Annotated in this window: 16 protein-coding genes, 1 tRNA gene and 2 rRNA genes (1 of these 19 cut by a window edge); 11 read left to right on the forward strand and 8 right to left on the reverse strand. The window is 65.5% G+C overall.

From position 1 onward, the window contains the following. The first annotated feature begins 21 nt into the window (after positions 1–21). From PPZ50_RS15795 to PPZ50_RS15845, 11 genes are all read left to right on the forward strand, one after another. Positions 22–852 carry an NAD(P)-dependent oxidoreductase gene (locus PPZ50_RS15795; protein ID WP_066689206.1) on the forward strand — a complete coding sequence of 277 codons (831 nt, stop codon included), beginning with the start codon at positions 22–24 and terminating at the stop codon, positions 850–852. Further along, positions 849–1,868, forward strand: a complete 1,020-nt coding sequence (locus tag PPZ50_RS15800) for an amidohydrolase family protein (protein ID WP_066689204.1) — start codon at positions 849–851, stop codon at positions 1,866–1,868. Before PPZ50_RS15795 ends, PPZ50_RS15800 begins: the two co-directional genes overlap by 4 nt. Continuing rightward, positions 1,865–2,275, forward strand: a complete 411-nt coding sequence (gene ligA, locus PPZ50_RS15805) for a protocatechuate 4,5-dioxygenase subunit alpha (protein WP_066689203.1) — start codon at positions 1,865–1,867, stop codon at positions 2,273–2,275. Before PPZ50_RS15800 ends, ligA begins: the two co-directional genes overlap by 4 nt. Continuing rightward, entirely contained in the window at positions 2,275–3,117 is an 843-nt protein-coding gene (locus tag PPZ50_RS15810) for a class III extradiol dioxygenase subunit beta (protein WP_066689202.1), read from the forward strand. Before ligA ends, PPZ50_RS15810 begins: the two co-directional genes overlap by 1 nt. 126 nt (positions 3,118–3,243) lie before the next feature. Continuing rightward, complete coding sequence (locus PPZ50_RS15815; RefSeq protein ID WP_066689201.1) at positions 3,244–4,191, forward strand: Gfo/Idh/MocA family oxidoreductase; 948 nt, start codon at positions 3,244–3,246, stop codon at positions 4,189–4,191. Then, entirely contained in the window at positions 4,188–5,357 is a 1,170-nt protein-coding gene (pobA, locus tag PPZ50_RS15820) for a 4-hydroxybenzoate 3-monooxygenase (protein ID WP_066689194.1), read from the forward strand. The genes PPZ50_RS15815 and pobA overlap by 4 nt, the downstream gene beginning before the upstream one ends. Positions 5,358–5,590: 233 nt before the next feature. After that, complete coding sequence (locus PPZ50_RS15825) at positions 5,591–5,986, forward strand: hypothetical protein (protein ID WP_066689193.1); 396 nt, start codon at positions 5,591–5,593, stop codon at positions 5,984–5,986. A gap of 65 nt (positions 5,987–6,051) precedes the next feature. Beyond that, positions 6,052–6,513 (forward strand): DUF5991 domain-containing protein, encoded by a 462-nt coding sequence (locus tag PPZ50_RS15830; protein ID WP_126014221.1) that lies wholly within the window; start codon positions 6,052–6,054, stop codon positions 6,511–6,513. A gap of 41 nt (positions 6,514–6,554) precedes the next feature. Beyond that, complete coding sequence (locus PPZ50_RS15835; RefSeq protein ID WP_126014223.1) at positions 6,555–7,172, forward strand: hypothetical protein; 618 nt, start codon at positions 6,555–6,557, stop codon at positions 7,170–7,172. Positions 7,173–7,184: 12 nt separating this feature from the next. Beyond that, positions 7,185–7,844, forward strand: a complete 660-nt coding sequence (locus tag PPZ50_RS15840) for a zinc-ribbon domain-containing protein (RefSeq protein WP_126014234.1) — start codon at positions 7,185–7,187, stop codon at positions 7,842–7,844. Beyond that, entirely contained in the window at positions 7,841–9,493 is a 1,653-nt protein-coding gene (locus tag PPZ50_RS15845) for a hypothetical protein (RefSeq protein ID WP_272815485.1), read from the forward strand. The genes PPZ50_RS15840 and PPZ50_RS15845 overlap by 4 nt, the downstream gene beginning before the upstream one ends. A gap of 29 nt (positions 9,494–9,522) precedes the next feature. Here PPZ50_RS15845 and PPZ50_RS15850 read toward each other — a convergent pair whose 3' ends face one another. The 8 genes from PPZ50_RS15850 to PPZ50_RS15885 form a co-directional block, all read right to left on the reverse strand. Continuing rightward, positions 9,523–10,500: a hypothetical protein gene (locus PPZ50_RS15850; RefSeq protein WP_126014227.1), complete on the reverse strand. Its 978-nt coding sequence runs from the start codon at positions 10,498–10,500 to the stop codon at positions 9,523–9,525. Then, the gene (locus PPZ50_RS15855) at positions 10,497–11,594 is read right to left on the reverse strand and encodes a GNAT family N-acetyltransferase (protein WP_126014229.1); all 1,098 of its coding nucleotides are present in this window, start codon (positions 11,592–11,594) and stop codon (positions 10,497–10,499) included. The genes PPZ50_RS15850 and PPZ50_RS15855 overlap by 4 nt, the downstream gene beginning before the upstream one ends. After that, a complete protein-coding gene (locus PPZ50_RS15860; RefSeq protein ID WP_126014231.1) occupies positions 11,591–12,721 on the reverse strand; it encodes a hypothetical protein in 1,131 nt (376 codons plus the stop codon). The genes PPZ50_RS15855 and PPZ50_RS15860 overlap by 4 nt, the downstream gene beginning before the upstream one ends. After that, the gene (locus PPZ50_RS15865; RefSeq protein ID WP_206432977.1) at positions 12,718–13,566 is read right to left on the reverse strand and encodes a HesA/MoeB/ThiF family protein; all 849 of its coding nucleotides are present in this window, start codon (positions 13,564–13,566) and stop codon (positions 12,718–12,720) included. The genes PPZ50_RS15860 and PPZ50_RS15865 overlap by 4 nt, the downstream gene beginning before the upstream one ends. A gap of 20 nt (positions 13,567–13,586) precedes the next feature. Then, complete coding sequence (locus tag PPZ50_RS15870; protein WP_066693491.1) at positions 13,587–14,531, reverse strand: hypothetical protein; 945 nt, start codon at positions 14,529–14,531, stop codon at positions 13,587–13,589. A gap of 138 nt (positions 14,532–14,669) precedes the next feature. Continuing rightward, positions 14,670–14,746: transfer RNA gene (locus tag PPZ50_RS15875), tRNA-Met, on the reverse strand. Between the two features lie 72 nt (positions 14,747–14,818). Beyond that, positions 14,819–14,933: ribosomal RNA gene (gene rrf / locus PPZ50_RS15880) — 5S ribosomal RNA — on the reverse strand. A gap of 137 nt (positions 14,934–15,070) precedes the next feature. Continuing rightward, positions 15,071–17,585, reverse strand: a 23S ribosomal RNA gene (locus PPZ50_RS15885) (it continues 276 nt past the right edge of the window).

The following is a 17,585-nucleotide window of genomic DNA, read 5'->3' on the forward strand; positions in this document are numbered from 1 at the left end:
GCCGCCTGCCACCCAGGGGGCATGGCAATGACCATCGCATCGATCGGGTTCGGAGAGGCAGGACAGGCATTCGCCCGGCCGGGCATCCGCGCCTATGATCGGAAGGGCGCGGCGATCGGTGATGCGTACGGCGCGACTGGTGTTATCGGCTGCCAAACACCGGCTGAGGCGCTCGCCGATGCCGATGCCGTCTTCTCGCTGGTAACGGCGGATCAGGCGCTACCCGCCGCCCGCGCCTATGCCGCCCTGCTCGCGCCCGGTGCGCTCTGGCTCGATATGAACAGCGTCGCTCCCGACACCAAGCGTGCGGCGGCGCAGGCGGTCGCCACCGCCGGTGGCCGCTATGTCGATGTCGCGGTGATGGCACCGGTCCTGCCTGCGCGCCTTGCCGCGCCGCTGCTGCTCGCCGGTCCGCACGCGGCAGAGGCCGAGGCGGTATTGCGCGACCATGGCTTCACCAATGTCGCCATCGCCGGCCCCGCGATCGGCGCGGCATCGTCGATCAAGATGATCCGGTCGGTCATGGTGAAGGGGCTGGAGGCACTGACCGCCGAATGCGCACTCGCCGCCGAACGCGCCGGGGTGCTGGACCCGGTCATCGCCTCGCTCGACGCCAGCTGGAAGCCGCAAGGATGGGAAACGCGGATCGACTATAATCTCGACCGTATGATGGCGCATGGCCTGCGCCGCGCCGCCGAGATGGAAGAGGTCGCCGTCACACTGGCGGCGCTAGGCGTCGACCCCGCGATGACGCGCGGCACCATCGAACGTCAGCGGACGCTCGGCGGCCTCGGCCTCACCCCGCCCGCCGGCCTGACCGCCAAGCTCGCCGCTTTGGGAGACACGCAATGATCATCGACTGCCACGGCCATTACACCGTGCTGCCCAAGGCCCATGATGCATGGCGCGAGGCACAGGTCGCGGCATATCAAGCCGGCGAACCCGCCCCGCCCTATCCCGACATCAGCGACGCCGACATTCGCGAGACGATCGAAGCGAACCAGCTGCGCCTCATCAGGGAACGCGGCGCCGACCTCACCATCTTTTCCCCCCGCGCCTCCGCGATGGCGCCGCATGTCGGCGACGAAGCCGTGGCGATCGACTGGGCACGCCGCTGCAACGACCTGATCGCGCGCGTCGTCGGCCTTTTCCCCGAAACCTTTGTCGGCGTGTGCATGCTGCCGCAAAGCCCGAAGGCGGACATGACCGCCTCGATCGCCGAACTGGAGCGCTGCGTGCGCGAGTTGGGCTTCATCGGCTGCAACCTGAACCCCGATCCGGGCGGCGGCCATTTCACCCACCCGCCGCTGACCGACCGCTACTGGTATCCCTTCTACGAGGCGATGGTCGCGCTCGACGTGCCGGCGATGATCCATGTGTCGGGCAGCTGCAACCCGGCAATGCACGCGACCGGCGGCTATTACATCGCCGCCGATACTGTCGCCTTCATGCAGTTGCTGCAAGGCGACCTGTTCGCCGATTTCCCGACACTGCGCTTCATCATCCCGCATGGCGGCGGCGCGGTCCCCTATCACTGGGGACGTTATCGTGGGCTGGCCGATATGCTCAAGAAGCCCGCGCTCGACACGCATCTGATGAACAACATCTTCTTCGACACCTGCGTCTATCACCAACCCGGCATCGACCTGTTGGCGGACGTGATCGACAACAAGAACATCCTGTTCGGCAGCGAGATGGTCGGCGCGGTGCGCGGCATCGATCCGACGACCGGGCAGTATTTCGACGACACCAAACGCTATGTCGATGCGCTGGATATCAACGATGCGGAGCGGGCCGCGATCTTCGCAGGCAATGCCCGCCGCGTCTTCCCGCGCCTCGATGCGTTGCTGAAGGAGCGCGGCCGGTGAGCGAGCCCAAGGACATCCACGCCTATCTCGCCGAGTTCGAGGATATTCCCGGCACCCGCGTCTTCACCGCCGCGCGGGCGCGACAGGGCTATCACATGAACCAGTTCGCGATGAGCCTGATGAAGCCGGAAAACCGCGAACGGTGGAAGGCGGACGAGGCGGCCTATCTCGACGAATGGCCGCTCAGCCCGGAGCAGCGCGAAGCGATCCTGTCGCGCGACTATAATCGCTGCCTCGATCTGGGTGGCAATATCTATTTTCTTGCCAAGGTGTTCTCGACCGATGGCCTGAGCTTCGTCCAGGCAGTCAGCACCATGACCGGCGTGTCGGTCGAGGAATATCAGGCGATGATGAACGCCGGCGGCCGCTCGCCCAACGGCGTCCGTTCCAAAAAGGACCTGCGATAATGGCCCGCATCACCGCCGGCGTGGCGACCAGCCACGTTCCCCTGCTCGGCGTCGCGCATGACCTGAAAAAGGATCGCGACGATTATTTCGGCCCGATCTTCGCCGGATATGACTGGACCCGCGCCTGGGAGCAGGCGGAAAAGCCCGACGTCGTCATCCTGGTCTATAACGACCATGCCAGCGCCTTCGACATGAAGTTCATCCCGACCTTCGCGATCGGCTGCGGCGAAAGCTACCGACCCGCCGACGAAGGCTGGGGTCCGCGCAAGGTGCCCGTCGTCCACGGCCATCCCGACCTGGCGTGGCACATCGCACAAGGCCTGATCTTGGACGAATTCGACATGACCATCATCAACGAGATGGATGTCGATCACGGGCTGACCGTCCCGCTCAGCATGATGTTCGGCGACGTGGCCGAATGGCCGGTCAAGGTCATTCCGCTCGCAGTCAACGTCGTCACCTATCCCCCGCCCTCGGGCAATCGCTGCTGGGCGCTGGGCGAGGCGATCGCGCGCGCCGTCGCCAGCTTCCCGGAGGATCTGAACGTACAGGTCTGGGGCACCGGCGGCATGAGCCACCAGTTGCAGGGGCCGCGCGCCGGACTCATCAACGCCGAATGGGACAATGACTTTCTCGACGGCATGATCGGCGACACCGACCGGCTGCGCCACATTCCGCATATCGAATATCTGCGCGAAACCGGGTCCGAAGGGATCGAGATGGTGATGTGGCTGATCATGCGCGGCGCCATGGGCAAGCGCACCGCCGCTCTTCACCGGCATTACCATGTCCCGTGCAGCAACACCGCCATCGGCCACCTCGTACTCAAACCCGACAATTAAAGCCCTCTCCCCTTCAGGGGAGAGGGTTGGGAGAGGGGCAGTCGACAACCGAAAACGATAGGGCTGGCGTGAGAGACTGCCCCTCTCCCCAGCCCTCTCCCCGCAAGCGGGGAGAGGGAGATCAATATGAAAATCGCACTCGCCGGCGCCGGCGCCTTCGGTGAAAAGCATCTCGACGGCCTGAAGAACATCGACGGCGTCGACGTCGTCTCGCTGGTCGGTCGCCGTCTGGAACCGACCCAGGCGATCGCCGCCAAATACGGCATCGGCCACGCCACCACCGACCTTGCCGAAGCGCTCGACCAACCCGGTCTCGACGCCGTCATCCTGTGCACCCCGACCCAGATGCATGCCGCACAGGCGATCCAGTGCCTCGACGCGGGCAAGCATGTGCAGGTCGAAATTCCGCTGTGCGACAGCCTGGCCGATGGCGAGGCGGTGCTGGCCAAGGCGAACGCGACCGGGCTGACCGCGATGTGCGGCCATACCCGCCGTTTCAACCCCAGCCACCAGTACGTCCATGACCGCATCGCGCGGGGCGAGTTCGCCGTGCAGCAGATGGACGTGCAGACCTATTTCTTCCGCCGCAAGAACATAAATGCGAAGGGGGAGCCGCGCTCGTGGACCGACCATCTGCTGTGGCACCATGCCGCGCACACCGTCGACCTGTTCGCCTATCAGGCGGGGCCGATCGTACAGGCCAACGCCATCGAAGGGCCGCACCATCCCGACCTCGGCATCGCGATGGACATGTCGATCCAGCTGAAGGCGCAAAGCGGTGCGATCTGCACCCTGTCGCTGTCGTTCAACAATGACGGGCCGCTCGGCACCTTCTTCCGCTATATCGGCGACACCGGCACCTATATCGCCCGCTACGACGATCTGGTGACGGGCAAGGAAGAGCCGATCGACCTGTCGGGCGTCGCGGTGTCGACCAACGGCATCGAATTGCAGGACCGCGAATTCATCGCCGCGATCCGCGAAGGCCGCGAACCCAATGCCAGCGTCGCACAGGTCATGCCCTGCTACCGCGTGCTCGACGCGCTCGACAAGCAACTGGCGGCGGCCCGGTGAAGACCTCGGTCGTCATCATCGGCGCGGGGCCGTCGGGACTGTTGCTGGGGCATCTGCTGCGGGCGAGCGGGGTCGACTGCATCGTCGTCGAACGCCAGTCGCCGGACTATGTCCTCGGCCGCATCCGTGCAGGCGTGCTGGAGGCGGTGACGACCGACTTGATGGAGCGGCTCGGCCTCGACCGGCGGTTACGCGCGGAAGGGATGGTCGAGGAAGGGTTCAATCTCGCCACCGCCGACCATCTGATCCGCATCGATATCTTGGGCCTCACCGGCAAGCACGTCACCGTCTATGGCCAGACCGAAGTCACGCGCGACCTGATGGACGCGGCGCCGACGCGCGACCTGACGATCCTGTACGATGCGAAGGACGTCGCGCTGCACGACCTCGACAGCGATGCGCCGTTCGTGACCTTTGCGAAGGACGGCGAACCGATGCGGATCGATGCGCAGTTCGTCATCGGCTGCGACGGATTCCACGGCCCCTCGCGCAAGGCGATCCCGGCATCGGCGGTGCGCGAGTTCGAACGCGAATATCCGTTCGGCTGGCTCGGCATCCTCGCCGATGTGCCGCCCTGCCATCCCGAACTGATCTATGCCAACACCGATCGCGGCTTTGCCCTCGCATCGATGCGGTCCGCCACGCGCAGCCGCTATTATGTGCAGGTGCCGCGGACCAACCGGATCGAGGACTGGAGCGAGGAGCGGCTGTGGGACGAACTGGCCGAGCGGTTCGACCCGATCTCCGACCATGGCGTCACGCGCGGGCCGGCACTGGAAATGTCGATCGCGCCGCTGCGCTCCTATGTGTTCGAAACCATGCGCCATGGCCGGCTGTTCCTGGCCGGTGACAGCGCCCATATCGTGCCGCCGACCGGGGCGAAGGGGCTGAACCTCGCCGCGTCCGACGTCGCCTATCTCTCCGACGCGCTGATCGCCTTCTTCAAGCACGGCGACGACGCCGGGCTGAACGGCTATCAGGCACGCGCGCTGGCCCGCATCTGGAAGGCGGAACGGTTCAGCTGGTATCTGACCAAGCTGATGCATCGCTTTCCGGAGGACGGCGCATTCGAACACCGGATGCAGACTGCCGAGCTCGACTATGTCGCCGCATCGCGCACCATGCAGACCGCGATCGCCGAAAACTACGTGGGTCTGCCGCTGTAGCGGACCGGCGGAGCGCCGCTCGCCAACGATGGACGCCCGACAACGCGGAACCGACCGGCCGCGGGGTCGGGCGTTCGCGCGTCCTGAGTTTCGATGGCAGACTGAACGCTTCATCGCACGCCCCCATCAATTTATCGATGTTCATTTGAGATTAATTGAACGTCGTGTATTTAGGATTGCGAGGCCGACATCGGCTTCCGACCCCGGATCGACCGGGACGAAGGAGAGAGACGATGGATCGCAAACCCTGGATCGCCGCCGTTGCGCTCGCCCTGTCGACGATCGGCATCGCCCAGCCCGCCGCCGCCTATCCGCTGCGGATCACGGGACAGACCCGCGCGACGCAGCAGCTCCAGCTCGACGTGCTGCGCGCGATTGCCGAATATTCCAGCCGCACCGGCGGCTGTCGCATGATGACCTCGGCGCACATGACCATCATGCCGCGCACCTATGTCCCGCGTCAGCCGACGCGTCCGGCCCCGTCGATGGGCGGCCATTACGAGGTGTGGACCGTCAGCATCTGCGCCGCCAAGCAGCGGTTCCAGGTCGCGATGTGGCCTGCGCGTCAGGGCGGGGCGGACTATGCCATCACGCCCCTGACCGGCCGCATGTCGTTGCTGGCCAAGTGAAGCGCAACGCCGCTTCGAACGTTACATCCCCGTTCTGACCCTTTCGCTCGACAAGGAGAAGGATCGTGAAGACCATATTCCTCGGCATCGCGTGGGCGACGCTGACGCTGGCAGCCGTCGCATCCCAGCCGGCATCCGCGCAGGTCGCCACATGGCAGGGCCGCTATATCTGGGAAGAGGATGTCGGCCGTTACGGCGGACCCGACAAGCGCGACAGCGTCGTCGCGTTCATCACCTACACCCTGCACATCGGTCCCTCGGCCGGCGCCACCGGCTGCTCCCTGGAGGGCCAGGGGTTTCAGACCAACAAGCGCATCCGCTGCACCGTCACGCCGCAGGGACGATCGGCGATCGTCAAATTCTACGGCTATGGTCCCGACAATATGTTCGACAGCGGCTATCGGCGCGGACAGCCGCTCTTCACCCTGACGCGCGGTCCGCGCGGCATCGTCACCACGCTGCAGGGGCTCAAGGCATCGAGCCGCACGACCCCGCGCTCCGGACCGCTGTTCCACCGCCTGCGCTAAGGCGGTCCTCCGCGACCGCCCCGGATTTGGGAGTGACCGAGATGGGACTCATCAAGGGTTACGGCATCTTCATGAAGCGGCAGTTCCAACGGACGCCGACCGGCTATGTCTACCGCTTCGATGGCAAGGGACAGCCGGTACCGGTATCCGAACGCGAATATCACCGCTATGTCCGCCGCGCCGGCTGGAGTTTCGTCTTCCACTGCATCGGCCTGCTGCTGGCCGTCGTCGCGGCGGCGATGGTGAACGAAACCCTGTTCCCCTATGGCGGCGCGGGCGGCGTGCTCTTCATGGGCGTCCTGCTGGTGGCGATCGTCTTCGCGCTTTACAAGTCGATCGCCTGGGGCCTGCGCGCGCCCGAGCGGGAACTGGGCAACCGCACCACCCCGCCGCCCGGCCCGGTAAGCGATGCCCGACCCCGGCCGAAGGTGTCCGGCTTCGTCATCTTCGCCTATGCCATCCTCGAAATCGTGGTCGGCGGCCTCGCCGGACTGGTCCTGTTCGGCCTGTTCGAGCCGTGGAACAGCGATGCGGCGCTGGTCGCCTTCTTCGTCGGTTTCTTCCTGGGCGCATGGGCCATCGACCGCATCTGCGAACGGCGCACCGGTACGAGCGTCCTCGAGGCACTGCCGCCGTTCCACGTGTTTCACATTCCCTGACGGAGCAACGCCATGGCCTTTTGCACCCGATGCGGCAGCGCGCTGCCGACCGACGCCCGCTTCTGCCCCGCGTGCGGCAACGCCGTCGATGCCCCGACCCCCGCCGCGCCGCCGGTCGATACCGGACCGACCGACGCAGCCCCGCGCCCCGCGCCGTCCGCGAAGCCCCGACCGGCCGAGAAACGATCGAGCGGCGCGGGCGGGCTGATCCTGCCGGTCATCATCGCGGTCGCACTGTTCGTGATCCTGGTCATGCTCTGGTCGCAGCGCGACGGCCCCCGACCGATCGCCGCCCCCGACCGCAACGAAGCGCCGGCAACCGCCGCGAAGGAGTCCGCCACCGCCCCCGAACCCAGCGCGAGCGCCGCAGCCGACGCCACCCGCACCACCATCGCCAGCCTCGACGCGGCGTTTCGCGACGATCCGCAGGGCGCGCGGACCCGCTATCCCGGCCCGATCACCGCCACCGGCACCGTCGCCGGGGTCACGCCGGGCAGCAACGCCGCCCTCTCGCTCGAAGGGCGCACCCCGTTCAACTTCGTCGTTGCGAACGTCGCCGATGCCACGCAGATCGCGAACCTCGCCAAGGGCAGCCGCGTCACGCTCACCTGCGACCGGGTGACGGCGCTCGCCGGCACGACGATCCTGCAGGGCTGTGCGCTCGGCGAATGACGCCGCGGCGGATCACCCTGCTCCGCCGGTTCGCGGTGGCGGGCGCGGCATTGGTGCTGGGCGGCACGCTGCTCTGGGCGGGCGCACGCCCGGTCGGCGACGCGGTCACCCGCCCGGCTGTCGCCCCGTCCGCCGGCATGGTCGCTCAGGGCGCCGCAGCCTTCGAAGGCGCGGCGTTCGGCGGCATCAGCGTGGCGGCACTGGAGCGCAGCGCGCTGCCATGGCGGCTGGTCGCCGCCGCCCTCGTCCTCGACGAACAGGCGCGCGATCCCGCCACGCGGATCGAGCCGGCGACGCTGTCGCGCATCCTCGCCCGTTTCGGCTTCCTCACCGCCGCGCAGGTCGTCAACCGCCCGCCCGGCGTCGGCATGCGGCCGGGCGGCATGCTGCTGGGCTTCACCGCCGGCGACGTCGCCCCCGTCGGCGGCAGCATCGTGCGGGTCGCCAATCTCGGCTGCGCGGCCTGCCATGCCGGCATCGCTTATCGCGCCGATGGCACCCCCGATCCGTCGCGCGCGGTGCTCGGCATGCCCAACACCTCGCTCGATCTCGAAGCCTATACGATGGCGGTGTTCGTCGCACTGCGCCGCCATGTCGACAGCGACCGGCTGCTCCCGACCGCCGCCGCGCTGTTTCCCGACATGGGGGCGCGCGAACGGCTGAGCCTGCGTCTGCTGGTGCGGCCGCTGGTCCGGCAGCGGCTGGCCGATTTGCGCGATGCCGAACGCCCCCTGCCCTTTCCCAACGGCACGCCCGGCAGCACCAACGGCGTCGCGGCGCTCAAGGCCGCGCTGAACGTGCCGCTGATCGGCGGCGGACGCGGCGATGTCGGCACGGTATCAATCCCGGATCTTGGCGCCCGGCTATGGCGTACCCGGCTGCTGGCCGATGGTGCCTACGGCATCCCCGGGGAGGCGACGCGCGCGACCACCCGAGACGACCTGACTCCGGCGCATCGCACGGCACTGGCGCGGATCACGACCTTCTTCACCGTACCCAGCATGGGCGTGCATCCCGACGCGGCGATCGACGCATTGGCGGATGCCGATGCGGTCCTCGCCTTCCTCGCGGCCTATCGCCCCGCCCCCTTCCCCGGCGCGGTCGACCTGCCCCGCGCGCGAACGGGCGCCGTGCTCTACGCTCGGCACTGCGCCGCCTGTCACGGCGACTATCGGCTGGAGGGTCGCCGCGCACGGCTGGTTCGGTTTCCCAACTGGATCGGCGATGTCGGCACCGACCCGCTGCGCGCCACCGCGTTCGACAGGGCGCTGGCCATGGCGGTCGGGAGCAGCGCCTATGCTGGTCGGATCGATGTCACGACCGGATCGGGCTATGCCGCGCCGCCGCTGGCCGGGCTGTGGGCGTCGGCGCCCTATCTCCACAACGGATCGGTGCCGACACTCGACACGCTGCTGACGCCCGCCCGGCGGCCGATCCGGTTTCAGGTCGGCGGCCATGCGCTCGATATCGAACGGGTCGGCCTGCGCCTGACGCCGGATGGCGCCTATCCCGCCGGCTATCGCCCCTTTGCCCGCCCCGCCTGGCTCGACGCCCGCCAGCCCGGACGCGGCAATGGCGGCCACAGCTTCGGCACCGACCTGTCCGACACCGACAAACAGGCGCTGACCGCCTTTCTGAAACTTTTGTAAATTTGGCCCGGCAAAGCTGGGGCGAACACCTAAACCAGCAGCTCGCCGATCGGGCGGCGGGCACGCACCGAGACCGATCCGGGCGGCCGACGCCCGATGCGAAACGCGCTGACGATGCGGCGATCTTCCCCTAGGCCAGCCCGCCGCGCCATATCCGCCGCGGCATCCGGGTCATCGGCCAGCGCCGCCAGTACCGCCGCGCCGAACCCGGCCGCCTCGAGCCGCAACCACAGCCGGTAGAAGGCCGCGCCGCTGTCGAACGGCGCCTCGTCGCGCGGCCGGTGGAACAGCACCACGCCCGCCGCCTTCGCGATCTTCGCCCCCTCGGCCAGCAGCGGCCGGGCGAGGCCCAGACGGTCGAGCAGGCGGAATGCCGGACCCAGCACGATCCGCGCGCCCTGCGCCTCAATCCCGCCCATCGCCATCGCCCGCGCGTTCAGTCCGTCTAAATCCCAGCGGGGATGGCGACGGCGCAACCGCATCCATCCCAGGAGCTCCGCGCGAAACGCATCGTCGCGCAAAAAGTAATAGCTTGCCGCATCATAGCGGGTGGCGACCTGTCGCAGCACCGCCGCATCGGTCAGTATCGCCGCGTCGTCGGCCACCAGAGCCGCCGCCATCGCCCGGTCCATCAACGTCGGCGCTGCAAACGCCCCCCGCCACGACCGGCGCGCTTCGACGACATCGCCGAGCGGCTCGACCGTCCCACCCACCACAAGCTGCCACGCCGCGACCGCGCGCAGATCCTGCTCGTCCGCTGGGCGCGCGACCTCCCGCAGCGCCAGTCCGCGCCGCGCCGCCGCCAGTCGCATCCCTTCCGCCGCAGCCCCCAGGCTGATCACCGCATCGTTCGCATGGGGGTCACCGACCGACAGGCGGCAACGCAGATCCTCGAACAGTGCGACGCCGTCGTCACCGGTCAGCCGCCAGCGGGCGGGCTGAACATTATGGACGCTGGGGGCAAGCGCCGCTTCGGCGACCAGCGCGATGCGATCGATGCCGCTCATGCCAGCGTCTTTCGAAACAGATGGAGCCGATGCAGCGGCTGTGCGCCGATCCTGTCCATCTGGCGGAGGCTGGCCGCGTTGACGTCGGCGATCCAGGTGATGCCGAGCCGGCGGTAGCCCGCCTCGCGCAGCGCCGTCACCGTGCGCGCCAGCATTCCGCCCATCACGCCCTGTCCCTGCATCGCCTGTAGCACCGAATAGAAGATGATGACCGCCCGCCGTCGTCGCAGGCGATAGCGCAGGTAATGAAACGGCGTCGTCCACCCGATCCGTGACCCGGTGGCGGCCAGCAGCCCGTTCAGGTCGGGAATGCAGACCACCGTCCCCACCGGCTGCCCGTCATGCAGCAGGACCGACGACAGGCGCGGGTCGAGAATCGACATCATCTCCCCCGCCTGGAACCGGAACTCCTCCGCCGTCAGCGGCACGAACATCGGATTGTCGGCGAACCCGTCGTTCAGCACGATCCGCGCCTCCTCCATCCGCTCGGCAAAGCTCGCCTTCTCGATCGGCGCGAAGCGAAAGCCGTCGTCGCCGTCCAGCACCCGCAACCCGTCGATCCGCGCCGACTCCAGATCCAGTTCGAACGTCCGCATCGGAAAGAACGGCGCGAACCCGTTGACCGTCAGCAGGCGCGGGATATGCGGCGCGCCGACCACCATGTCGGTATAGGCCCGCGCGCCGAAGCCATCGGTCATCACGCCGCATTGCTGCATCGCGGTCAGGTTGAAATTGCCGACCAGCTCGGTGGGCCCATGCTCCCGTGCAAACCCCTCGGCCGCGCCCAGCAGGGCGGCGGCAGCCTCGTCATCGTCGGCGCAATCGAAGAATCCGAACTGGGCGCGGCGCGTGCCGTGCGCGGCATTCGACTGGCGATGGACATGCGCGACGATCCGCCCGACCGGACGTTCGCCCCGATTTGCCGTCCAGAAGGCATAAGGATTGCCGGCCGACCACAGGGGGTTGGCGCGCGGGTCGAGCATCCGCCGCACATCGCCGCGCATCGGCGACACATAGCCGGTATCGCGGGAATAGGCATGGAACGGCGCGGCAAAGAACGCCTCCTCGTCGCCTTGGCGCAGCTCGACGCTCATGCCGCCGCCTCGATCAACCGCGCCGCGACCGCGATCTCGTCGTCCAGCTCGGCCCCGGCCAGCCCGCCCGCCGCGATCGCCAGCCATCGCGGCGGTGTCCGCGACAGGCGGATCAGATGCGTCGCCTGCGTCGCCTGCAACAGGTCGCGTCCGGCATCGCCCGCCTCGTCGTCCAGATCGGCGTCGATGACGGGGTGACACAGCAACCGTTCGATACTGTCCGGCGGATAGGCGGTCAGCATGTCGCCATCGATCACCTGTCCGCTTTCGAGCAGGGGATGCGCCGACAGGATCATGTCCCGGCGCATCATCGGCGCGCGGGCCAGCGCGGCGATCAGCCCCGATCCGCGCGTGTCTCGACCGCTCCGCCGCTCGACCAGCAACAGCAATGCCACCACCGCCCATCCGGCCGCCGCGATCCGCACCGCCGCTGCCGCGTCGATCGCCGGCCACGACAGCCATGCCGCCAGCACGATCAGGCCGCAGGCACCGCTCGCGACCGCCAGATCGGCGATCAGTCCCGATGGCCGTCCCCGGCCATCGGCCAGGCGCGACGATCCCAGCACGATCACCAGCACGGCGATGGCGCCGCCGCGCACTGGCAGTTCGGGGAACAGGGCATGGAAATCGCTGAGCGCCAGCGGAATGGTCAGCAACAGCGCAAGCAGGAAGGTATCGAGCGTCCGCCGCTCGGCCGGCTTCAGTTCGGCGCGTTCGTGCGCCAGCAACAGGATCGTCAGCGCCAGCATGACCGATTGATAAACGGCCAGCGCCACGATCGCCGCCTCGCTCCACACCACGCCCAGCGTCAATGCGACCAGGGTGAACGCCACGCCGCCGCCCAGCCCGAGGAGCTTCACCCAGCGCTGCGCATGACGGCGGCACAACTCCTCCGCCAGGCGTAGGCCGGCGAGCGGCAGCCATGCCGCGACGATCATCAGCGCGACGACGAACGGCACCGCATTGCTGACCGAACCGATTAGCCGTAGCGCCAGCAGCAGCACGGTCAGCCCGTACACACGACGCAATGCCCTGGCGACCGGAGAGCGTGACGCAGCCTCGCCGGCGGCGACGCGGGCGATCGCCGCCGCGCCCAGCGCGATCACGGTGACCAGCGGGTCGATCACGCCATCATCCGCCGCAGGAACCGCCGGACGACGACGCCGCGGACGGCGGCGACCGGTGCCGCGCGCGGGCGCTCGACCCGCATCCGGTGCGGGTTGAAGAAATAACCGCGATGGTCGGTGCCGCTGGGTCGCCGCAGGATGACGCGGATCGCCTCTTCGGCCATCATCGTGCCCGCCATCGTCACCATCGTGGCAAAGGAAAAGCGCGACCGCTTGCCTGCGGCGACCTCGGCCGCAATGTCCAGGTCGACATGCGCGTGGCTGCTGCTGTGGATCAGCACATATTCGATCTCGCGCTGGAGACAGAGGGTGCGCATGTCGGCCGTCACCTCGGTCCATGGAATGCCGACCGTCGGATAGCGTAGCCGCACTTCGGGTCGCGGGTCCTCGGGGCGAACGACCGTCACCGACGGCAGCGGCGAGGCATAGGCGTCGATGACGGTACGGCCATGCGCCTGCGCCCGGCGGTACAGGTGCACGCCTGCCGCCGCATCGTCCATGCCGTTGACGATCACGTCGCTCTCCGGGATCAGCCGGTCCAACGCGTCGGTCCATTCCGCGCCCAGCAGCTCGATCTCGACTTCCGGGTTGATCCGCAGCGCGCCGGCCCGCGCCGCCGTCGCCTTGTCCTCGCCGATGGTGTCCAGCGTGGCGAACAGCTGGCGGTTCAGGTTCGACAGCTCGAAACGGTCGATATCCGCGATGGCAAAGCGGCCGACGCCGGCGCGCACCAGTGCCATGAACGCGGCCCCGCCCATGCCGCCGACCCCCGGAATCAATATCTTAGCCGCCCGCAACCGCGCCTGCTCGTCCGCCGTGACGAACCCGCGGTTGCGTACCGTCATCCCATCATAGCAAAACCCGCTCATCCCCCCCTCAATCTTCCCAACGGTTGATCCGCAGCCAACCACTGAACCAGCGGCGCGACGATGGCCTGGATCGTCAGGATGATCGCCTGCACGCCCAGTTGCGGAATGGCGCTGCGAGGAACGCTTTTCGCCAGAAACCGCCGCGCGGTCGACAGGTCGATACGACCGATCTGCAGCACGTCGTCGCCTCGGACATAGTCCAGCGTTTCGGCGCAGAACCGGTTATAGCGTTCATCGCGATGCTTGGCGGCGACGGCGAAGCTCTTCTTCAGATTGTCGGACCCGCCGGTATAGGCATTGGTAATGACCTGCGTTGCCGGGTCGAACCCTGCGTCTTCGCCGACGCCGAACGCCGCGCGCTCCTTCCGCATGATCTGATAGGCAAGGTGCTGGTGGGCGAAGCTCGGCCGGGTGCCCGCCTGTGCGGGATACACGTCGTCGAACGTCTGCGCGACCATGCCGACGACGGCGGGCACCTGTGTCACGCTGCTGATCCATAGCGGGCGCAGGCCACGCCGGACGAAGAGCGCAAAGCAGGTCAGGCCATAGAGAATCCATGACAGCCCCCCACTCCGCTCGGCCGGATCGACCATGACAAGTCCAAGATGCAGCACGTCGTCCGGCAGGCCGCCACGCTGCACCCTGAGCAACGGCATGGCGTTGAACGCAATGGGTCGGCTGTCGCCGGCCCGCCGGACCAAGGTGACCACGCTGCGGTCCCATGCGGCCCCGTCAGGCGCGAACAACCCGTAATCGAGCTGCCGCCCGTCCAGACAGCTAGCCACAACGTCGCGGCAGGCGGCCTGCAGTGCTGCCAGATCAGTCGGCGACAGGATGCTAGTGGGGCGTTCGGCGATTTCGACGCGGTACTGGCGCCCGGCAGGAAAGCGTAGGAGCAGGTATTTCCCGGAGAATGCGCTGAAGATTGCCGTTGGCCGCATGCGTTCCTCGTCGGGACGTCGGTGGCAATGCGTATCACGACGCGCACGACTGGCTCAAGGATTGCGGCTTGGGCGCCTGTCGCGCGCGCCTAAGCGCAAAAAGCCCGTCAAGTCGTTAGACATGCGGGCTTTTTGGTTTGGTTGCGGGGACAGGATTTGAACCTGTGACCTTCAGGTTATGAGCCTGACGAGCTACCGGGCTGCTCCACCCCGCGCCACCATGGTCGCCCTGTTGGGCGGAAGGGGTGTTATGACGAGTGTGAATGGATATGTGCACCGGCTTCAATGCCTGGCGACGACCTACTCTTCCACTGCTTAGGCAGTAGTACCATTGGCGCGGTTTGGTTTCACGGCCGAGTTCGGGATGGGATCGGGTGGTTCACAAACGCTATAGCCACCAGGCAATGAAGCGGGTGCACATGTTTTTCAAATCGGTGTTTCAAGGGCTGAGGGTTTCAACCACGTGTGTCAGCCAGTGCTGACGTTGGGGGTGTGAACTCTCTGGCATCCATAAAAGTAGTACTTTTATGGAAACCTGTTTCAAGCGCGAATAGGACAATTAGTATCGGTTAGCTTCACGCATTACTGCGCTTCCACATCCGATCTATCGAGGTCGTGGTCTCCGACCGTCCTAAGAAATCTTATCTTGAGGGAGGCTTCCCGCTTAGATGCTTTCAGCGGTTATCCCGTCCATGCATAGCTACCCTGCTGCGCCGTTGGCACGACGACAGGTACACCAGAGGCATGTTCACCCCGGTCCTCTCGTACTAGGGGCAACTCCTCTCAAATTTCGACGCCCACGGCAGATAGGGACCAAACTGTCTCGCGACGTTCTGAACCCAGCTCACGTACCACTTTAATTGGCGAACAGCCAAACCCTTGGGACCTGCTCCAGCCCCAGGATGTGATGAGCCGACATCGAGGTGCCAAACAACCCCGTCGATATGAGCTCTTGGGGGTTATCAGCCTGTTATCCCCGGCGTACCTTTTATCCGTTGAGCGATGGCCCTTCCACGAGGGACCACCGGATCACTATGACCGACTTTCGTCTCTGCTCGACTTGTCAGTCTCGCAGTCAGGCTGGCTTATGCCATTGCACTCTAACAGACGGTTTCCAACCGTCCTGAGCCAACCTTCGCGCGCCTCCGTTACTCTTTAGGAGGCGACCGCCCCAGTCAAACTACCCGCCACAGAGGGTCCCTCAACCAGTTTCATGGTTGCAGGTTAGACATCAGAAAACAACAGGGTGGTATTTCACCTATGGCTCCACACCGGCTGGCGCCAATGCTTCAAAGCCTCCCACCTATGCTACACAGTTCTTTCCTAATGCCACTCTGAAGCTGCAGTAAAGGTGCACGGGGTCTTTCCGTCTAACCGCGGGTACTCCGCATCTTCACGGAGAATTCAATTTCGCTGAGCATGTCCTGGAGACAGTGGGGAAGTCGTTACGCCATTCGTGCAGGTCGGAACTTACCCGACAAGGAATTTCGCTACCTTAGGACCGTTATAGTTACGGCCGCCGTTTACCTGGGCTTCATTTCAGAGCTTGCACCCCTCCACTTAACCTTCAGGCACCGGGCAGGCGTCAGGCCCTATACGTCGTCTTGAAGCCGACTTAGCAGAGCCCTGTGTTTTTGCTAAACAGTCGCTACCCCCTGGCCTGTGCCCCCTGATAGAGCTTGCGCTTAATCAGGGCCTCCTTCTTCCGAAGGTACGGAGGCAATTTGCCGAGTTCCTTCAGGACACTTCTCTCAAGCGCCTTGGTATACTCTACCTGACCACCTGTGTCGGTTTCGGGTACGGTCTATACGGTGGGGCTATTTCCCGGGACAGCTTCGAAGCCGGATCAATCCGATAAGATCCGACAACACACGCCATCCGTCACACACCACCAGGCCCACGAATATTAACGTGGTTCCCATCGACTACCCCCTTCGGGCTCGTCTTAGGGGCCGGCTCACCCTGCGCGGATTAGCCTTGCGCAGGAACCCTTGGTCTTTCGGCGAGAGGGCATCTCACCCTCTTTATCGCTACTCATGTCTGCATTCGCACTTCCGATACCTCCACGGTCCATTACCAGACCGCTTCACAGGCGTACGGAACGCTCCGCTACCGCGTACACAAAGTGTACACCCTAAGCTTCGGTGCGTGTCTTGAGCCCCGTTACATCTTCGCCGCAGGAACCCTTGTTTAGACCAGTGAGCTGTTACGCTTTCTTTAAAGGATGGCTGCTTCTAAGCCAACCTCCTGGTTGTTTTGGGATTCCCACATGCTTTCCCACTTAGACACGACTTGGGGACCTTAGCTGTAGGTCAGGGCTGTTTCCCTTTTGACGACGGACCTTAGCACCCGCCGTCTGTCTCCCGGATATCACTCTTATGTATTCGGAGTTTGGTTAGTATTGGTAGATCTCGCGACCCCCGCAACCATCCAGTGCTCTACCCCATAAGGTGTCCATCCGAGGCACTACCTCAATAGTTTTCGCGGAGAACCAGCTATTTCCCGGCTTGATTGGCCTTTCACCCCTAAACACAACTCATCCGGTAACTTTTCAACGTTAATCGGTTCGGACCTCCAGTGGGTGTTACCCCACCTTCATCCTGGTCATGCCTAGATCGCCGGGTTTCGGGTCTAATCCATCAAACTCAGTCGCCCTATTCAGACTCGCTTTCGCTGCGCCTACACCTAACGGCTTAAGCTTGCTTGATAGATTAAGTCACAGACCCATTATGCAAGAGGTACGCTGTCACACCCTAAAGATGCTCCAACTGCTTGTAGGCAATCCGTTTCAGGTACTGTTTCACTCCCCTCATCGGGGTGCTTTTCACCTTTCCCTCACGGTACTAGTTCGCTATCGGTCATGTACGAGTATTTAGGCTTGGAGGGTGGTCCCCCCATGTTCAGACAGAATTACACGTGTTCCGCCCTACTCGAGTCCTGATACATCACTTTCGCATACGGGGCTGTCACCCGCTATGGCCGTCCTTTCCAGAACGTTCTGCTAGTTGAATATCAGGCACTGGCCTGGTCCGCGTTCGCTCGCCACTACTAACG

Origin of the sequence: Sphingomonas hankookensis (assembly GCF_028551275.1) — a bacterium.
GTDB lineage: Bacteria > Pseudomonadota > Alphaproteobacteria > Sphingomonadales > Sphingomonadaceae > Sphingomonas > Sphingomonas hankookensis_A.

Bases quoted from the DNA above. Each gene is read 5' to 3' on its own strand.
- PPZ50_RS15870 (WP_066693491.1), bottom strand. From the start codon at position 14,531: ATGCGGCCAACGGCAATCTTCAGCGCATTCTCCGGGAAATACCTGCTC.
- PPZ50_RS15815 (WP_066689201.1), top strand. From the start codon at position 3,244: ATGAAAATCGCACTCGCCGGCGCCGGCGCCTTCGGTGAAAAGCATCTC.
- PPZ50_RS15865 (WP_206432977.1), bottom strand. From the start codon at position 13,566: ATGACGGTACGCAACCGCGGGTTCGTCACGGCGGACGAGCAGGCGCGG.
- PPZ50_RS15810 (WP_066689202.1), top strand. From the start codon at position 2,275: ATGGCCCGCATCACCGCCGGCGTGGCGACCAGCCACGTTCCCCTGCTC.
- PPZ50_RS15840 (WP_126014234.1), top strand. From the start codon at position 7,185: ATGGCCTTTTGCACCCGATGCGGCAGCGCGCTGCCGACCGACGCCCGC.
- PPZ50_RS15795 (WP_066689206.1), top strand. From the start codon at position 22: ATGGCAATGACCATCGCATCGATCGGGTTCGGAGAGGCAGGACAGGCA.
- PPZ50_RS15850 (WP_126014227.1), bottom strand. From the start codon at position 10,500: ATGAGCGGCATCGATCGCATCGCGCTGGTCGCCGAAGCGGCGCTTGCC.
- PPZ50_RS15855 (WP_126014229.1), bottom strand. From the start codon at position 11,594: ATGAGCGTCGAGCTGCGCCAAGGCGACGAGGAGGCGTTCTTTGCCGCG.
- PPZ50_RS15825 (WP_066689193.1), top strand. From the start codon at position 5,591: ATGGATCGCAAACCCTGGATCGCCGCCGTTGCGCTCGCCCTGTCGACG.
- PPZ50_RS15845 (WP_272815485.1), top strand. From the start codon at position 7,841: ATGACGCCGCGGCGGATCACCCTGCTCCGCCGGTTCGCGGTGGCGGGC.
- PPZ50_RS15800 (WP_066689204.1), top strand. From the start codon at position 849: ATGATCATCGACTGCCACGGCCATTACACCGTGCTGCCCAAGGCCCAT.
- PPZ50_RS15835 (WP_126014223.1), top strand. From the start codon at position 6,555: ATGGGACTCATCAAGGGTTACGGCATCTTCATGAAGCGGCAGTTCCAA.